The following is a 16726-nucleotide window of genomic DNA, read 5'->3' on the forward strand; positions in this document are numbered from 1 at the left end:
CTTTATAATTGTGCTTTTCAGAAAGATAGTGTATTGATAGGTCTTCAGTCGTAACAGATTTTGGTTGCAATAAGAGGGAGTGATTTTAGGTTCATATTACGTTTTACTGAATAGTTCAATTGTTTTGGCGATTGCATCGTCAAAATTTTCCCAAGTTTTTTCTGAGGTTAAATCTGTTGCGATAAATGTTTTATTAAATTTTGATAACAGCGTAAAATAGACATAACCGCCTAACATCAGATGAAAAGCGGCGTTAAGGGATTCGTCTTTTGTATTTGTAGTAAATGTTTTTCCTACTTGTGCATTGAAATACTTAAAAAGACTTTTAGTGTCTTCATTATTTTCAATCAATTGCCAGCGCAGAATTTCTTGGGTTAAAGTGTTTTGTCGAAGTTCTTTGGTTCCTTCTTTAATGAAACCTTTTAAGTTTTCTAAATTATCCTTTTTATCATCAATGACTGATAAAGATTTAAAGAAGTCCCCTTTTTCGGCAAAACGTAACAATAAGCCTTTCATCCCACCAAAATAACGGTAAATTAATGATTTAGAAACTCCAGCTTCTTTAGCTATTGCATTTATCCCTACTCCCTGAGGGCCTTTTTCTTTTAAAATATCCAAAAAGGCTTTGTAAATCTTTTCTTCGGTAGCTGCTCTGTCTTTTTTCATTATAATTTGGATAGATGTAATACACCACCTAATGTTATTCCGGATTCAATTATGCGGGGGTAATGTTGTTGTAATAATTGGAACATATATGGTAAAGGTACTTCATTAAAAGTTCCGTAATCTTCAAGGTACTCCATAAAAGCTTTTTTTCCACTTTCATCAAATTCTTGAAATATAGAATCATTTTCTCCGTCAAACTCTAGAACTTTTACATTGAGCATCTCACAGAGTTCCTTGTTGAATGCGGGAGTTGCTTTTATCCATTTGTTATTCAGGTAGATTTCGATATAACCATGAGGTACGAGCACGTCTGAACCAAATTTTTCGACAATTTGATCTACCGCTATATGGTTTTTTACTTTTGCCAATCCAAGTCTAGCCGGAATATTCTCTGCTCTTAAAATCGCAATCAAAATAATTACTTTGTCAATACAATGACCACTTTTGTGAGTTGTTAATTCAGAGGCACGCCATTCTTCGTTTATTAAACTAAAGCGATAAGGATAATACGGCCAGTTATCGCGAACGTATTTGTAAGCTTTTATCGCAAATTCTTTAGGTGTTGTTGCTTCATCTGTGGTTAAAGAGGCATGTATAGCTTGTATTTTATCGTCGGCTAAATCAAAGTGATAGGTTTCTTGAGTGTATTGTTCCATAGCGAATAAATTAGGTAACCTATTGGTTACCTGCAAAAATAATGCTTTAATAATTTAAATTTAGATAAATTAGAGTATATTTGTTACCGTATGGTAACATTTTTTAAATTATGTTACCAAGTGGTAACTTATAATTAATAAAAATGGAAGCATATATCTACGATTCAGTTCGGACGCCAAGGGGGATTGGAAAAGGGAACGGTTCTTTAGCAGCGGTCAGTCCAGTTCAATTATTAACTACCTTGTTGACCGCTATAAAAGAAAGAAACAATTTAGACACTAGTTTTGTTGCAGATTTAATTGTAGGCTGTGTCACTCAGGTAGGAGAACAAGGAGGAAATGTTGCCAAAGTCGCTGCACAATGTTCTAATTATGGAGATCATCTCTCTGCCGTTTCTCTAAACCGTTATTGTGCTTCTGGACTAGAGGCAATTAATCAGGCTGCAGCTATGATTAAATCAGGATGGTCTGAGTTGATTATTGCTGGGGGAGTAGAATCCATGTCTAGAGTGCCCATGGGAATTGACGGTTCTGCTTGGTTAATGGAACCCGATGCCGCTTTTGGAAAATTTGTTCCTCAAGGAATTTCGGCCGACTTGATAGCGACGAAATATGGATATTCCCGAAACGATGTAGATAGCTTTGCGGTAAATTCTCAAAAACGTGCTGCGTTTGCACAACAAAACGGCTTTTTTGATAAATCAATAATTCCAGTAACGGATATAAATGGCTTGGTTCATCTGGCAAAGGATGAATACATTCGAGCAAATACCACCATAGATATTTTATCTAATTTATCGCCAGCATTTGAAAAAATGGGAGAACAACTGTTTGATCAAACGGCGATTGATAAATACTTAGAAATCGAAAAAATAAATCATGTGCATCATGCCGGTAACTCTTCTGGGCTTGTGGATGGTGCTTCATTAATGTTGATTGGTTCCAAAGAAATAGGGGAGAAGCTCGGGTTAAAACCAAGAGCAATAATCAGAATGGGAGCTGTATTGGGCAGTGAGCCTTTGATAATGCTTGAAGGGCCAATTCCAGCTACTAATAAAGCATTGCGCAATGCCAAAATGAATGTGAGTGATATTGATGTTTTTGAAGTTAATGAAGCTTTTGCAGTCGTTCCAATGCGTTTAATGGATCATTTTAATATCGATCACTCAATTGTAAATACCAATGGAGGAGCAATAGCGATGGGGCATCCATTAGGAGCAACAGGCTGTATGATTCTTGGAACTGCTTTGGACGAATTAGAACGTCAAAATAAAAGTACCGCTTTGGCAACTTTATGTGTTGGTGGAGGAATGGGAATAGCAACGATTATTGAACGTATTTAGAAACTAATTATCCTTTAGATTATGATTAATAAACATATAAAATATAGTGTTGATAGTGAAGGTATTGCAGTTGTTACTTGGGATGTCGCAGATTCACCGGTAAACATCATGAATGAATCTACGATGGCCGAATTCTTTTTGACTATAAACCAAGCCATAACAGATGATGCCGTTAAAGGGATTGTTATTGCTTCCGCCAAAAAGGATTTTATAGCTGGCGGTGATTTAAAATGGTTTTTAAATTATGATAAATCAAAAAAGGAATGTTTTGATATGCTCATGCAAACCAATACCTATTTACGAAAAATGGAGACTTGTGGCAAACCAGTTGTAGCTGCGATAAACGGTCTTGCACTTGGTGGTGGATGCGAAATTGCATTAGCTTGCCATCACCGGATCATGAGTACCCATTCAAAAAGTTATATCGGATTGGTCGAATGTTCTGTTGGTTTGTTCCCGGGAGCGGGAGGTACACAACGCTTTTTGAGGATGCTTGGCCCACAGAAAACGATCCAATACATTACACAATCCAAAAAACTAACTGCAGAACAAGCCTTAAAAGATGGCCTTGTGGATGAAATATGCAATCCCGAAGACGATATCGTAATGTTGGCTAAAGACTGGATACGTACGAAGGGAACTAGTATGCAACCTTGGGATAACAAAAAATTTAAAGTACCGGGAACTCCAATGGGTGTGGGACAAATTTCTGGAGTTACTGAATTTTTCAGTGTTTCGAATGCGATGGCTTATAAAACAACTCATGGAAATTTACCACATATAAAAAATGTACTCAGTGCGATTTATTACGGAGCAGCCTGCCACATTGATAAAGCATTAGAAGTTGAAGCAAGCTATTTTGTGGATACCTTATTCAGTAAGGAAACCAAAAATATCATTCGGGCTTCCTTTATTTTTATAAACGATGCCGCCAGAGGGAAATCAAAACCCAAAGGCTATGACCGGGTTTCTTTCAAAAAAATTGGAGTTATAGGAGCAGGAATGATGGGAGCAGGGATTGCTTATGTTAATGCAAAGGCAGGAATAGATGTGGTGCTGAAAGACGTGAGTGTAGCAAAAGCAGAAAGTGGGAAAGACTATATAAAGATACAAGAGCAGAAAAAACTACAAAACGGATATACAACTGAAGATAAAATTGATGCGCTATTGCAAAAAGTTAAAACTTCAGCTTCAAATACTGATTTAGCGTCTTGTGATTTGATTATTGAGGCCGTTTTCGAAAATGAAAAACTAAAAAACACGATTACTGTCGAAACCGAAAAAGTGATTAATGAAACGGTGATTTATGCTTCGAATACTTCAACGATTCCGATAACCCAACTTGCGAAATCCTCCTCTAGACCAGATAAATTTATAGGGTTGCATTTCTTTTCACCAGTAGAAAAGATGCGGTTAGTAGAGGTAATTGTAGGTAAGGAAACATGCGAAAAAACATTGGCAGCAGCCATGGATTATGTAATAGCAATTGGAAAAGTGCCTATTATCGTAAATGACGGTCGGGGATTTTTTACTTCAAGAGTTTTTGGAAAATTTATAAATGAAGGAATTACAATGCTTACCGAAGGGGTACCACCTGCCGTAATTGAAAATGTGGCAAGAAAGATAGGTATGCCAGTAGGTCCTTTGGCGATTTCAGATGAGATTAATTTGAAATTAATGTTGGCAATAATGAGTGAAGACTCAAATTTAACGCCACATGAAATTAATTTACGACAGACTTTGGTCACTATTATTGAAACTCATGGGCGAACAGGTAAAAAAGAAGGCAGAGGTTTATATGATTATCCAAAAGGAGAAAAGAAATCGATTTGGAAAGAATGGTCAAAAATCTACCCTCCTCAAGCCAGTTATGATGAAGAGGAAGTGGGTAAAAGGTTATTATTCGCCATGGTCATCGATGCATATAAATGCTTAGACTCCGGAGTGCTTCAAGAACCCAAAGATGCTGATGTAGGTTCGATTTTAGGATTAGGATTTCCAATACATACAGGAGGCGTCATGTCATACATTGATTATGTAGGAGCCAAGGAATTTGCTTTGTATAGTGCGGAATTAGAATCGAAATATGGAGCGAGATTTAAGATGCCGGAAAGTTTAAAAGAGCGAATAAAAAATGCAGGAAACAACCGTGTTTTCTACGAAAATTAAAAATAAAGTAATCAAAAAACTAAAATATATGTTACAGAATATACTAATAGAAAGAAAGATTTACGCATCAGAAGAACATAAAATGATGCAAGGAATGATTCAGGAATTCATTTCGAATGAAATAATCGATCATATTGATGAATGGGAAAAAGAGGGTATGGTAAGCCGTGAAATATGGAAACGAGCTGGGGAATTAGGATTGTTGTGCATTGATATGCCAGAAATGTACGGAGGTGGAGGATTGGACTTTACATTTAATGCCTTATTAATAGAAGAGTTTGCCAAAAAAGGAATTAGCGGCCCTGGTTTTTCACTGCATTCTGACATTGTAGCTCCTTATTTATTGAAATATGGAACAGAGGCTCAAAAGCAGAAGTATTTGCCGCAAATGGCCAAAGGCGACATGATTACTGCCATAGGGATGACCGAACCTAATTGTGGGAGTGATTTGAAAGCACTTCGAACCACTGCTGAAGATAAAGGCGACCATTATGTAGTAAACGGGCAAAAAACGTTTATCACCAATGGTTTTATGTGCGACATGGCTATTGTAGCAGTAAAAACAAATGTCAATACAGATCAGGAAGGAGTTACCTTGCTTATTATGGAAACAGCAATGGAAGGTTTCAGTAAAGGAATTCCCTTCAAGAAAATAGGAATGAAATCTCAAGACACCTGCGAGTTATTTTTTGATAATGTAAAAGTACCAAAGGAGAATAGATTGGGCGAGGAGAGAATGGGTTTTAAAATCATGATGGAAGAATTGGCACGTGAACGTCTAACAGTAGGGATTTTTGCAGTAGCAACAGCCGAAGGTGCCATTGAAAACACCATCGCTTACACTACCGAAAGAGAAGCTTTTAAAACTCAGATTGCCGGGTTTCAAAATACCCAGTTTAAACTAGCCGAATGTACTACCCAAATGCAAATACATCAGGCTTTCTTAGATCGCTGTATAGAGTTATTAGTGGATCATAAATTGACTACTGAAACTGCTTCAATGATTAAATATTCGGCAACGGATATGTGTGGAAGCATAGTGGATGAATGTTTACAATTATTTGGAGGTTATGGATATATGTGGGATTATCCCATAGCACGTATGTATGCTGACAATCGTGTTGCCCGTATCTATGCAGGAACTAATGAAATTATGAAAATAGTAATCGCCCGTGGATTGTTTAAAGACCTATTGAAAAAATGAAAGATATTTTAAAACAGTACCCTGTTATTTCGACTATTGAAGTACAGTGGGGAGAAATGGATGCATTGCAACACGTTAATAATGTGGTATATGTTCGATGGGGAGAAACAGCCAGGATTGATTATTTTAGAGCACTTGGATTCTTTTCCTCTGAAGGCGAGAAAATGAAAGCAGGTATTATTTTAGGATTCCAGTCGGTTAAATATATTGCTCCGGTAACCTATCCCGATACAATTCATATTGGTACAAAAACGGAAGAAATCAGGGATGACAGAATCGTCCTAAAATCTTTTTATTATAGTGAAAAAAGCCAAAAATTGGCGGCAATAAAAACCCACGAGGTTATTTTATTTGATTTCAAAACCCAAAGTAAAATTCCGATTCCAAAAGAAGTATTAGTTTTAATTAATAATTTAGAGAGTTTTTAATTCTAAAGGTGAGTTTTTTAAAAAAATGGGGAAGTAAATCTACCATTAGAAAAACTAAATTTTTAGATTTCAATTGTTTGTGGCTGGGTGTGCTTGGCAGCCGTACGTTAAGGAAAACGGATCTAGAATTCATAAGAATAGAAGGTCCTCAACGAATGGATTTTTATGCTGTTGCACATTTTAAATCACAGCGTAAAGTTACTGGGAACAGATATGCGGAGCATGAATCCATAAAATAAAAAGCATGTAAAATACAATAGTTGCTCTCGAGTGAGTTTGAGCCTAAAAAAAAATGAGCCCGATACAATATCGGGCTCATTTTTATTATAATTAATAATCAATTCGTCTATATTTTTAGTACAATCAACTAATGTTGAATGACTTTTTTATAGCATTTAATTATTATTTTTAAATACTTTATGTTTATTCAGAGATTAAAACTGCTCTCTTCCTGCAAAATGAAAAGCACCTTCGATAGCTGCATTTTCATCACTGTCAGAACCGTGAACTGCATTTTCTCCAATAGAAGTAGCATATGCTTTACGGATAGTACCTTCAGCAGCATCAGCTGGATTAGTAGCACCAATTAGTGTTCTAAAATCTTCAACAGCGTTGTCTTTTTCTAAAATCGCAGCAACAATAGGACCTCTTGACATAAATTCTACTAATTCACCGTAGAATGGTCTTGCAGCGTGTACTGAATAAAATGCTTGAGCATCTGCAACAGTAAGTTGAGTTAATTTCAAAGAAACAATTTTGAAACCTGCAGTTGTAATCATTGCAAGTATGTTTCCGATGTGTCCGTTAGCAACAGCATCAGGCTTAATCATTGTAAATGTTCTATTTGTAGCCATTTTGTTTTGTTTTTTTAGATTTTGTGCAAAAATAGTGTTTTTTTATCTAATTATTTACAAAATCTTTATTATAGTGACAGTAAAAAAATTAAACGATAATGATCTCGAATTTATTTTCTAATGGTTTTAGTCTTTCGATTAATTTCGGAATCAAATTAGCACCTGATTCCAAATAAAATTCTGAAAAATTAGCTTGACGTTCTTGCAAACTTTTATTAGGAAACAGTTCGTTTTGTAAGTCGGTTATACGTTCCAAAATAGTACTCAACTTTCGTTTTTGTGCTTTTAATAAACGCTTTTCTAGATTGTCTAGTCCTTTAATTTGTTTTACCTCTTGTGCTTTTACAGCTCCCACGAACGACTTATCCGTTAGTTTTGTTATCTCGTACAGTGCTTCAAATTGTATTTGCAGCTGTTTTTTTAAAGTAGACATATCGATTGGGAATTCGGATAGCTGTGTCGTTTTATCATTTACTAAATCAGCTTGTTTAGAAAATAAATCACTCCAAGTCAAATCTAACTTATCTGCTTTTTTAGCTTGCTTTTCAGTAGATAAAAGAACAGAATTTCGAACTAATAGCATTGGAAAAGTAATGTCTACCGCATCAAAAAAGGATTTTAATTCCAACCAATACCCAATTTCTCCACCCCCGCCAATGTAACAAAGATTAGGTAAAATGACTTCCTGATATAGTGGACGCATAATCACGTTAGGGCTGAACATCTCTGGGTTGGTTTCTAATAATGTCAAGATTTCTTCTGGAGAAAATTCAATTTTGGTATTGTTTATTTTGTATTTCCCGTCTTCCATAATAATGCGTTCCCGCATTTTATCTTCGATATAAAACAAATTGATTTCGCGTGGATTGACCTGTATGTTGTACTTATTTAATTTCTCAGTTGTTTCAAGTACTGCCTTATGGGAAGTTTGGTGTAAAAGTTCTTCTTTTGCAAAAGGAATAAAACTACGCTTTAGATCGGCATCATCGGCATCAAGAATTACTAGACCTTGTGCTCCAAAAAGCGAATTTGCTAAATGACGTGTGGCGTCCGCTAAATTGTCGTGTTTAAGATAGGCGTCCTCAAATAAATTTTTCAAGGTTTCGGCATTGGTGCTTGAGCCTAATTCCTGGGAATATAGTTCAAAGACATCTGACAGTCCTTCGGTCGATAATCTCCCGACAGGTCCCGTACTTTCCTTATTCCATCTGAATTTTCTCCCCTTGAAATTGAAATAATTGATTTCTTCAAAATCATGGTCTTCCGTCGCCATCCAATAAATAGGGACAAAGTTGTAAGCAGGATATTTTGCTTTTAACTCCTTGGTAAGATTAATCGTGGAGATGATTTTATATAAGAAATATAAGGGACCCGTAAATAAATTTAATTGATGTCCAGTTGTCACGGTAAGAGTATTGGTCACTTTTAGAGCTTCAATATTCTGTTGTGTCAGGTGAGAAGTTTCAATAGCGGCGTATTGTTTTTGCAGTACTGAAACTAAAGTGAATCTATTTGAATCATCGTAATTCTTTTCTTTTTCAAGAATTTGTGCTTCAAAATTTTCAAGTGTTGGGAAACGGTTATATAAAGCGTGTAAATTGTTATTTTGATCTAAATAATCATTCATCAACGAGGAGAAATATCCTGAGTTTTGATAGCTGATACAGTCTGTAGGCATAAGTAAGAATTTCTAAATTTATTGCTAAAGTAATTAAAAGTAAAGTTAGGCTTTTTAGGTTTATGAAAGCTTTGTGAATTGTCGAAATAATTATGTTGTTTTAAGGTTATATTTTAGATTTATTGTAAAAAAAAGGCTGTCTTAAAAAGACAGCCAGTTTCGTGATATAGTTTTTCTAATTATTACAATGCATATGTTGTTATTCTAAAATTATTTGATGCAGTAGTAAATGTGTAGATTGAGTTAGAATAGGTGATTGTAAACTTTTCTTTTTTAACATATAGTCCTTTAGGATCTAATAATTGTTTGTCCAAGTCTTTTAAAAGCGCAGGCTCACTTCCTCCAAGCCATCCATTGTCTTTAAGAATAATTGTTTTGTTAACTGGATCTTCGGTTACAGTTACAAAATGGTATAATGTTGATTTACCACCTAGGAAAGAATAAGAAATATAACTACCATTGGCACCATCATTAAAATAGAAGGATACTCTATTTATTTTTTGTGTTGATGCTACAGCGGCATTTACTGCATTCAATAAGTTATTACAAAGTATTGAATTGGTAGGTGCTGTTGCTAAATTTGCAGCTATATAACCATATATTGTTCGTGGATTTCCAGCTAATAATGGCTTGTAGTCATCTGTTAACACTAATGGTTGAGTAGTGTATTTGATTGTTGCAGTAACACCAGCTGTTCCTGTAGCAATAAAGTTTCCAGTCGTAGCGTCATAAGTAAACTCAGAAAGCGTCTGTGTTCCTACTTTTACAGCGGGATTAACGATTATACCTGTAGGAGTATAGGCAATTCCCATATTATAACTCACACTTGAACCAGTTTCTATAGAATTTGCCGTAGCGAATCGTGTTGCACCTGTGAAAGTAAAATCAAACTGACTGATTTTACTACCATTATTAGTTTCTAAAAGGCGAAACAAAGGTCTTGTTGTAGCTCCGACAACATTAGGTATCATAGCTCTATTTTTAGCTAAATTAGTCCAATCTTGGGCAGTGGCTTTTACAAAACGAACTTCTTCAAAACTTCTATTTGTTTTAAAAACAATTTGTCCATTATCTTGACCATAGTATAAAAACTGAAAATCTCCTTTGTATCCTTTACCACGTAAAGAGGCAATTGGATAATTATTAGAATCAGATAGTAAGTGAATTCTATTTTTTGTTGTAAAAACAAGGCTAACAGTACTTCCTAAGTCGATACTGTACTCACTAGAATATATGGCAGTATCATCATCAAAATCAGAAGCCATGTCAACTTTTCCTGCTTTAAATTTAAATACGTGAGTAAAGCCGCCTAATTGTGTAGCATCTGTAAAGTAGATGGCTTTCCATCCAAACTCTGATGATTCTAATACATCATTAAGCTCTTTTTGTTGTGCATTTAATCGCTCTGTAGGAGTCGCATTAAATGGAGAATCTAAGGTTTCCTTATTGTCGCAGGAAACTAATTGCATCGCTAAAACGGCGATGAATAGATAGTTAATTATAGTTTTAAGTTTCATACTATTAATTTATGTGGTTATAAAATAGATTTTTTAAAAGAGACTTTTTTTAAGAGCCTCTTTAACTTACTAATTTCCGTTAATTACAGCTGTTGTGTTTTTCTCTGCTTCGTCTCTCAGCAGATAAAGGTCAATTCCGTAGGCATCTTTGTAATATTTTACAACTATAGCTTCTTTTGCTTTAATACTTGTTACAGCAGTCGTACTTGTAATTCCAGCAAGAATCGCAGCATATTCAGCTTTTGAATTGATTAGAATCGTTGCAGCAGTTTCTGCAAAGTCTTCATTAATATTTGACTTAGCATAAGCAGTTAAGAATCCTTGTTCTAGTGCTGCTGCATCAGTAGTGTTATACCATGCAGAAGAATAACCAGAAGGTGTGATTTTAGCTAATGATTTTTCGTCAAACGGCTTAGTCTGGTTCAAAATGTGAATATATTCGTGTTGTATAGTATGAACAAAACGCTTGATATTTGCACGATTAGTTTTATTAACATTGTCAGTTTCAAAGAAGGTTATCCTTTTACCACCTTCGGCTAAACCCAAGGTAACGGTTCCTGTTGTATTTAAATTAACTCCCCCTACAAGAACAAATTCTCTTGGAGCAATAATTTTCACAAAATTAGGTCCAGCAACAGTTTTATAACTGTTCAACCATATTTTTTGAATAATTTCAAGTACTGGTTGTACTTTAGACTGTAGTGGAGGAAATAAAAATCTATTATTGTCTACTGCATTCTGATTCCATTTATACTGAACATTGATGTTGTACGGGTTCAGATAATTAGTATCGATCCAATTGTCTAATGCTGTTTTAGACGGTGTTGATAAATCTAATTGGCTTTCTTTTAGTGGTTCGTCACCTGAACAAGCCCCTAGAAGTACTACCGCAGATAGTAATACTATTGTCTTATATTTATTTAATGTTTTCATAGCTCTGTTTTAATTAACTTGGATTTTTTTCAACTCCTGTATTAGTTACGTGTAAAGGTATTTGTATAGCTCTACGTTTATCATCCTTTACTAATATATTACTTGGTTGGTTGTAGATTTTGTGCGTTACGGGTATGTTAAAACGCTTGATGTCAAACCACCTAAGTCCTTCATGTATAAATTCTATTCTTCTTAACTCAGCAACCGCTTTGATGTATGAAGCCTGAACTGGTGTTAAAGTATAGAATGGAGTATATTCATCAGTTATGACAGGGTACTTAGCAACAATTTTTGCTTCAGTTACTTTATCTGTAGTTGCTGAATATCCAGTTGTACGTATAGAGAAGAAGTATTCCATTTCGGTATTCGCTAATGCAAACTCATTCCTCATGATGTGCGCTTCAATTTTATTAAGAAATAATTCCTCATTACTCAATAAAACATTTGTTACATATGGAAGACCAATACCTGCATTGGCATTAGTGTACTTAAAGTATTCAACAAATTTTGGTAAATATATTGATATAGAACCATTGCTAGAAAAACTACTAACTAACCAACTTTTATTAAATAAATTAGTTGCTGTTCCAAAAACGGTATTTCTTTCAGCACCTGACAAACCAAACCTATTGCTTCTAATTGTTCTATTGTACAAAGAAGAAGTTGATACCACTAATAAATTAGTGTTTTCAGAAGCTTGCGAATAGATGTTAAATCTTGTTGTAGTATCTAGAAGATTGTAATCTGCAATACTTCTCAATTTACCTACTGGTTGACTACTTAAATCATTTGAATTTAATACTACTTTATCCCAGTCTCCTTTTACAAGATAGAAACGGCTTGCAAAAGCTTTTGCCGCTGCTTTATTGAAATGAAATTTTGGTTGAGTATAATCATCTCCCACGTATTTTAATCCTTCCACAATATCACTTTCAATATTAGCAAATACTTCAGCTACGGTGTTTCGAGTGTATGTTTTTAACAATACAGTTTCAGGTTCTAGTACATAAGGAATTCCAAGGTCTGTTGCAGCTGTAGCTGGATTGTATCTTTGTGAAAAGATACTTACTAACATAAAATGTGAGTATGCTCTAGCCATAAAAGCTTCTCCTCTTTGTGCATTTAAGTTAGCTGGATTACCAAGCTTACTTATGGCTTCAATTGCTTGATTTGCATGCGCTATTGCAACATAACAAGCATCCCAATAAAATGCAGGAGTATCTCTTGTAATATCGTCAGCCATCTGCCAATTGTAATTTTGACTGTTTTTAATAGTCGTAGCAGGCAGGTTTTCACTGTCAGACGCATTGTCAGTCATTGTTTCAGCAAAGTCCATGTAGCTAGCTTCAGGATATGCATTAACTAATATTTCAGATATTTTATCTGGGGTATCTAATTGTGTTCTGTTGTCAGGAATTTCAGAAAGAAAATCATCACAACTGCTACTAAGTCCTAATATTACAAGGAGGGTTAGGGTTATTTTTATTTTTCTCATGTTTTTTTATTAAAATGATACGTTAATAGAGAATGTATATTGGCTCGTGATTGGTTGAGAAACACCACCTGATCTATAAAACTCAGGGTCTTGACCATTAAGTTTTTTATCAGAATAGATTAAAAGTGGGTTTGCTGTTGATGCTTTCATAGAGAAAAGATTAAGACCCAATTTTTTCTTTAAATCTTTAGGAAACTCATAACTTATTGATACGTTTTTCAATCTTACGAAAGTTCCATCAGCAATACGCTCGTCTGAAAAATTATATGCATTATAAGCTCTTGTCAAATCTTTTGACTGTGAAGCATAATTTGCAATCAATCTTTGATCTGCAATTACAGGAATATTTGTTAAAGCTTCATCACCAGCATTTATCCATCGGTTTGTGAATTCTTTTGTAAATACTGTCAAGTCATCATATTGATCAGAATAGATCGGATTTAAACGTACTTTATTTCCTCCAGCAGCAACGATAAACACATTCAAAGACCAATTGTCATAGGTAAAAGTATTAGAGATACCTGCTGACTTATTTGGCTCAATAGAACCTTCATATTTCAAGTATTTTGTAATATCTTCTGTATCTTGAAAATTGGCACCTGTAACATTGTCAACTATTCCATCTGCCATTACAAAAGTGGGTAATCCTTGAGTGTTCAATCCTGTGAATTGGTAAGAGTACAAAGCATTTCTTGGGTGACCTACTGAATTTCCTCCTGTACCGTCAACTAAACCTAAAACAGACGGCTCGTTTTGTAGCTTTGTGATTTCTTGGTTATAAACAGAGAAATTAAAAGAAGTCGACCATTTCAGTCTTGTGTTATTTAAATTTTTTGTAGAAAGTGAAAACTCAATACCTTTTGTTTCCATATCTGCATTGTTACCTTGTTTTAATTTTTGACCTCCAATTCCTGAAGTGGTAACAAAATCTACTAAATCAAATGCTTTACGACTATAAACATCTGTTGTAAACTGAACTCTATTGTTAAACAAACCTAAATCTAAACCAATGTTAGTTTCAAATTGTTTCTCCCAAGTTAAATCTCCATTTTGAAGTTCATCGATGTTCAATCCTGTTTCTCTATCTGATAAGTTTAAACGATCAGTAATGAAACTTTTATAGATAGCTAATGAGTTGGTTGCTGGACCTGCTGTTGCAGTTAGACCGTAAGAACCTCTTAAGCTTAATGTATTGATTGCTTTTACATTTTTCATGAAGTCTTCCTCCATAACATTCCATTTTCCACTAAAAGTGTATGTAGGTAGCCATCTTGAAGAAGCGCTATTTCCTTGTCTGTTCGAGCCATCATAACGGCCAGTGATCGATCCAGTATAGCGTCTGTCGTAAGTATATCCTACTTTACTAAAGAAACCAACAGTTCTTTCTCTTTCTTCATTAAAACCATAATAAGATTCTCCACCGTTTATTAGTTTTTCTAATAATCTAGGATCTGTAAAAGCAGTTAATCCTCTGTCATATTGTAAACCAAAAGCAGTGAAATTATTACTATTTCTATCAACAGACCTAAGTTCTTGACCAAATAAAGCTTCTAGCTCATGTTTGTTGTTAAATACATTTTTATAGTTAAAACTATTTCTAATGTTATAAGAAGTTAATTCATTTGAAAACTTTCTTAAGATACCACCATTAGGTAAAACAGAAACTTTTGGAGCAGTTAAGTCGTCAGGATCTTGATACAAAAAGATATTTTGATCTCTTACGATTGTAGTTTCTTGAGCATTGTATGCACCCACGATATTAGATTGTTCAAGAATATTATGTTCTCTGGTTGTATTAGCATAACGAGCATTAGCTGTGAAGTTATACGTCAACTTTGGATTTATTTTGTAAGCCAAATCTGCTTGAAAACGAATGTCTTTAACCTTAATATCCATATAATTGTTTTGTAATTCTTCAATTATATTTATTGGAGCCCAGTTGTTTCTATAATATTCGTAGTTTCCATTGTCATCATAAGGTCTTAATGCTCTATTTGTATTTAAAACATAATTAAATGGATTAATATCAAAATCTCTAGTTGTGCTTCCGCTAACACCATCCTTAAGACTGTCGTAACTTCCTGGAGCTGATTGATCTCTAACAGATGCCTGAGTTGATAACGTTAGGCTAAACTTATCATTTATAAAAAAAGTGTTTTTAATATTTGATGTCAATTGATTTACACCGTCAGCAAGTGTCCATCCTGGATCATGGTAAAAACCAAGAGATGCAAAGTAAGCATTGTTTTTTCCTCCACCAGAAAAACTTAGCGAGTGGTTTTGTGTAATAGATGGTCTAAACAAAACTTTAAACCAGTTTGTATTTGCTAATTCATATTTTTTTAAGAAAGCATTTCTGTTTGGTTCATCATTTTTAACACCATAAGTTCCACTAGTTTGATCATAAGTGTTAATGGCGTTTGCAAGAATATTGTAAACACCTCCGTAACGTCCTTGAGAGGTTTCAGGTAAACCAAGGAATCCTTTTGATTCAATTTCTTTAAGAATGCTCATTGTTTCTTGAGAGTTCAAAATATCATATTGACTGTAGTTAGGAACTGTTCTTGCTGTTTGTTCTAATGAATAGGTAACACTTAATGGAGACTCACGTCTTCCTTGTTTAGTAGTCACAACAACAACACCGTTCAAAGATCTTGAACCATAAATAGAAGTTGCTGATGCATCTTTTAATATTTCAATACTTAAAACGTCATTAGGGTTTAAACCTGCAATTGAAGAACTCAATAGAGTTTCTGAATTTCCTGATGCTAAATCAGCAAAAGAAAGATTTACGATATCTTCTTGAACAATACCATCTATTACCCAAAGTGGCTTTGTATCTCCAAAAATAGAAGAAGAACCACGTACGGTAATTTTTGGGGCTGTACCAAAAGTACCAGTAACATTTTGAACCGTTACTCCGGCTGCTTTACCTTCAATCATTCTACTGATATCTACAACACCTTCAACTAGTAAATCTGTTCCAGTGATCTTGCTTATAGCTCCTGTAAAAGTTCTTTTGGATGTTTTCTCATATCCCGTAGTAATAACTACTTCATTTAATTTTTGTCCAAATTCGCTCAGAATTACTGTAATTGGAGTTGATTTTATTGCAACTTCCTGTGTTTCCATTCCTATGTAAGAAATAACAAGTAGGCTGCTGTTTGCAGGTACATCAATGGTGAAATTTCCATTTAAATCTGTCAATACAGATATTTTAGTTCCTTTTACCATTACCGTAGCTCCAGGTAAAGGATTTCCACTTTCGTCAATAACTATTCCTTTGGCAGTAATAGCAAAAATAGTATTGTCTAGAAACGATTTCGGTAAGTTTGAACTTAATAAACCATTAGTTTGCGCAGTTGTATTTTGCAATATAATTTGATTACTTACTTCAGAATAATTAATATTAAGCGGTAGTAAAATATTAGCAAGTATTGATGATAACAACTCATTATTTGCTTTGTAACTCACTTTTTGATTGAGCTGACTTATTCTTGAATTGTATGAAAATTTAACATTCGCTGTTTTCTCAAGTTGAACCAAAGCATTGTATAAGCTTAAGTTTTCAATATTAAGAGTAACTTTAGTGTCTAATTTCTTTTGACCTTTAACACTATTTGCCATGGTAACAGTGGAAAACACAAAGGCCAACAGTAATTGAAATAACGTTATTTTCATGATTCGGAAGAGTAATCGTTGTTTTACAACAGGTTTTTTCATAATTTTGGTTTGTTTTAATTAGTACTTTTTAACGGGTATTATAGGGACAACACAAATTGC

The 16726-nt window shown here is 34.4% G+C and carries 12 protein-coding genes; 4 read left to right on the forward strand and 8 right to left on the reverse strand.

Annotation, left to right across the window (positions count from 1 at the left end; genetic code table 11):
• Positions 1-96: 96 nt before the first annotated feature.
• Positions 97-666 carry a TetR/AcrR family transcriptional regulator gene (locus tag QO182_RS04965; protein ID WP_371560241.1) on the reverse strand — a complete coding sequence of 190 codons (570 nt, stop codon included), beginning with the start codon at positions 664-666 and terminating at the stop codon, positions 97-99.
• A complete protein-coding gene (locus QO182_RS04970) occupies positions 666-1322 on the reverse strand; it encodes a transglutaminase family protein (RefSeq protein ID WP_371540996.1) in 657 nt (218 codons plus the stop codon). Before QO182_RS04970 ends, QO182_RS04965 begins: the two co-directional genes overlap by 1 nt.
• A gap of 137 nt (positions 1323-1459) precedes the next feature.
• On the opposite strand from QO182_RS04970, the gene QO182_RS04975 reads away from it, so the two are divergent.
• Genes QO182_RS04975 through QO182_RS04990 form a run of 4 tightly spaced genes read left to right on the forward strand, consistent with a single transcriptional unit; the run spans position 1460 to position 6466 of the window.
• On the forward strand, positions 1460-2665 hold the full coding sequence (locus QO182_RS04975) for an acetyl-CoA C-acetyltransferase (RefSeq protein ID WP_371560281.1): 1206 nt from the start codon (positions 1460-1462) through the stop codon (positions 2663-2665).
• Positions 2666-2686: 21 nt separating this feature from the next.
• On the forward strand, positions 2687-4834 hold the full coding sequence (locus QO182_RS04980; protein ID WP_371560242.1) for a 3-hydroxyacyl-CoA dehydrogenase NAD-binding domain-containing protein: 2148 nt from the start codon (positions 2687-2689) through the stop codon (positions 4832-4834).
• A gap of 28 nt (positions 4835-4862) precedes the next feature.
• Complete coding sequence (locus QO182_RS04985; protein ID WP_371560245.1) at positions 4863-6038, forward strand: acyl-CoA dehydrogenase family protein; 1176 nt, start codon at positions 4863-4865, stop codon at positions 6036-6038.
• Positions 6035-6466 carry an acyl-CoA thioesterase gene (locus QO182_RS04990; RefSeq protein WP_371560247.1) on the forward strand — a complete coding sequence of 144 codons (432 nt, stop codon included), beginning with the start codon at positions 6035-6037 and terminating at the stop codon, positions 6464-6466. Before QO182_RS04985 ends, QO182_RS04990 begins: the two co-directional genes overlap by 4 nt.
• Before the next feature lie 434 nt (positions 6467-6900).
• Here the strand turns inward: QO182_RS04990 and QO182_RS04995 are convergent, their stop codons facing one another.
• The 6 genes from QO182_RS04995 to QO182_RS05020 form a co-directional block, all read right to left on the reverse strand.
• Positions 6901-7320 (reverse strand): nucleoside-diphosphate kinase, encoded by a 420-nt coding sequence (locus QO182_RS04995; protein ID WP_371540992.1) that lies wholly within the window; start codon positions 7318-7320, stop codon positions 6901-6903.
• An 88-nt stretch (positions 7321-7408) separates the two neighbouring features.
• Positions 7409-8998, reverse strand: coding sequence for a bacillithiol biosynthesis cysteine-adding enzyme BshC (gene bshC / locus QO182_RS05000; RefSeq protein WP_371560248.1), 1590 nt, complete (start codon positions 8996-8998; stop codon positions 7409-7411).
• Positions 8999-9180: 182 nt separating this feature from the next.
• The gene (locus tag QO182_RS05005; protein ID WP_371540990.1) at positions 9181-10515 is read right to left on the reverse strand and encodes a DUF4302 domain-containing protein; all 1335 of its coding nucleotides are present in this window, start codon (positions 10513-10515) and stop codon (positions 9181-9183) included.
• 69 nt (positions 10516-10584) lie between these two features.
• The gene (locus tag QO182_RS05010; protein ID WP_371540989.1) at positions 10585-11448 is read right to left on the reverse strand and encodes a putative zinc-binding metallopeptidase; all 864 of its coding nucleotides are present in this window, start codon (positions 11446-11448) and stop codon (positions 10585-10587) included.
• Between the two features lie 13 nt (positions 11449-11461).
• Positions 11462-12943: a RagB/SusD family nutrient uptake outer membrane protein gene (locus tag QO182_RS05015; RefSeq protein WP_371540988.1), complete on the reverse strand. Its 1482-nt coding sequence runs from the start codon at positions 12941-12943 to the stop codon at positions 11462-11464.
• Between the two features lie 9 nt (positions 12944-12952).
• The gene (locus QO182_RS05020; protein ID WP_371560250.1) at positions 12953-16666 is read right to left on the reverse strand and encodes a SusC/RagA family TonB-linked outer membrane protein; all 3714 of its coding nucleotides are present in this window, start codon (positions 16664-16666) and stop codon (positions 12953-12955) included.
• Positions 16667-16726: the final 60 nt, after the last annotated feature.

Source organism: Flavobacterium sp. Arc2, from assembly GCF_041431385.1.
Lineage (GTDB): Bacteria > Bacteroidota > Bacteroidia > Flavobacteriales > Flavobacteriaceae > Flavobacterium.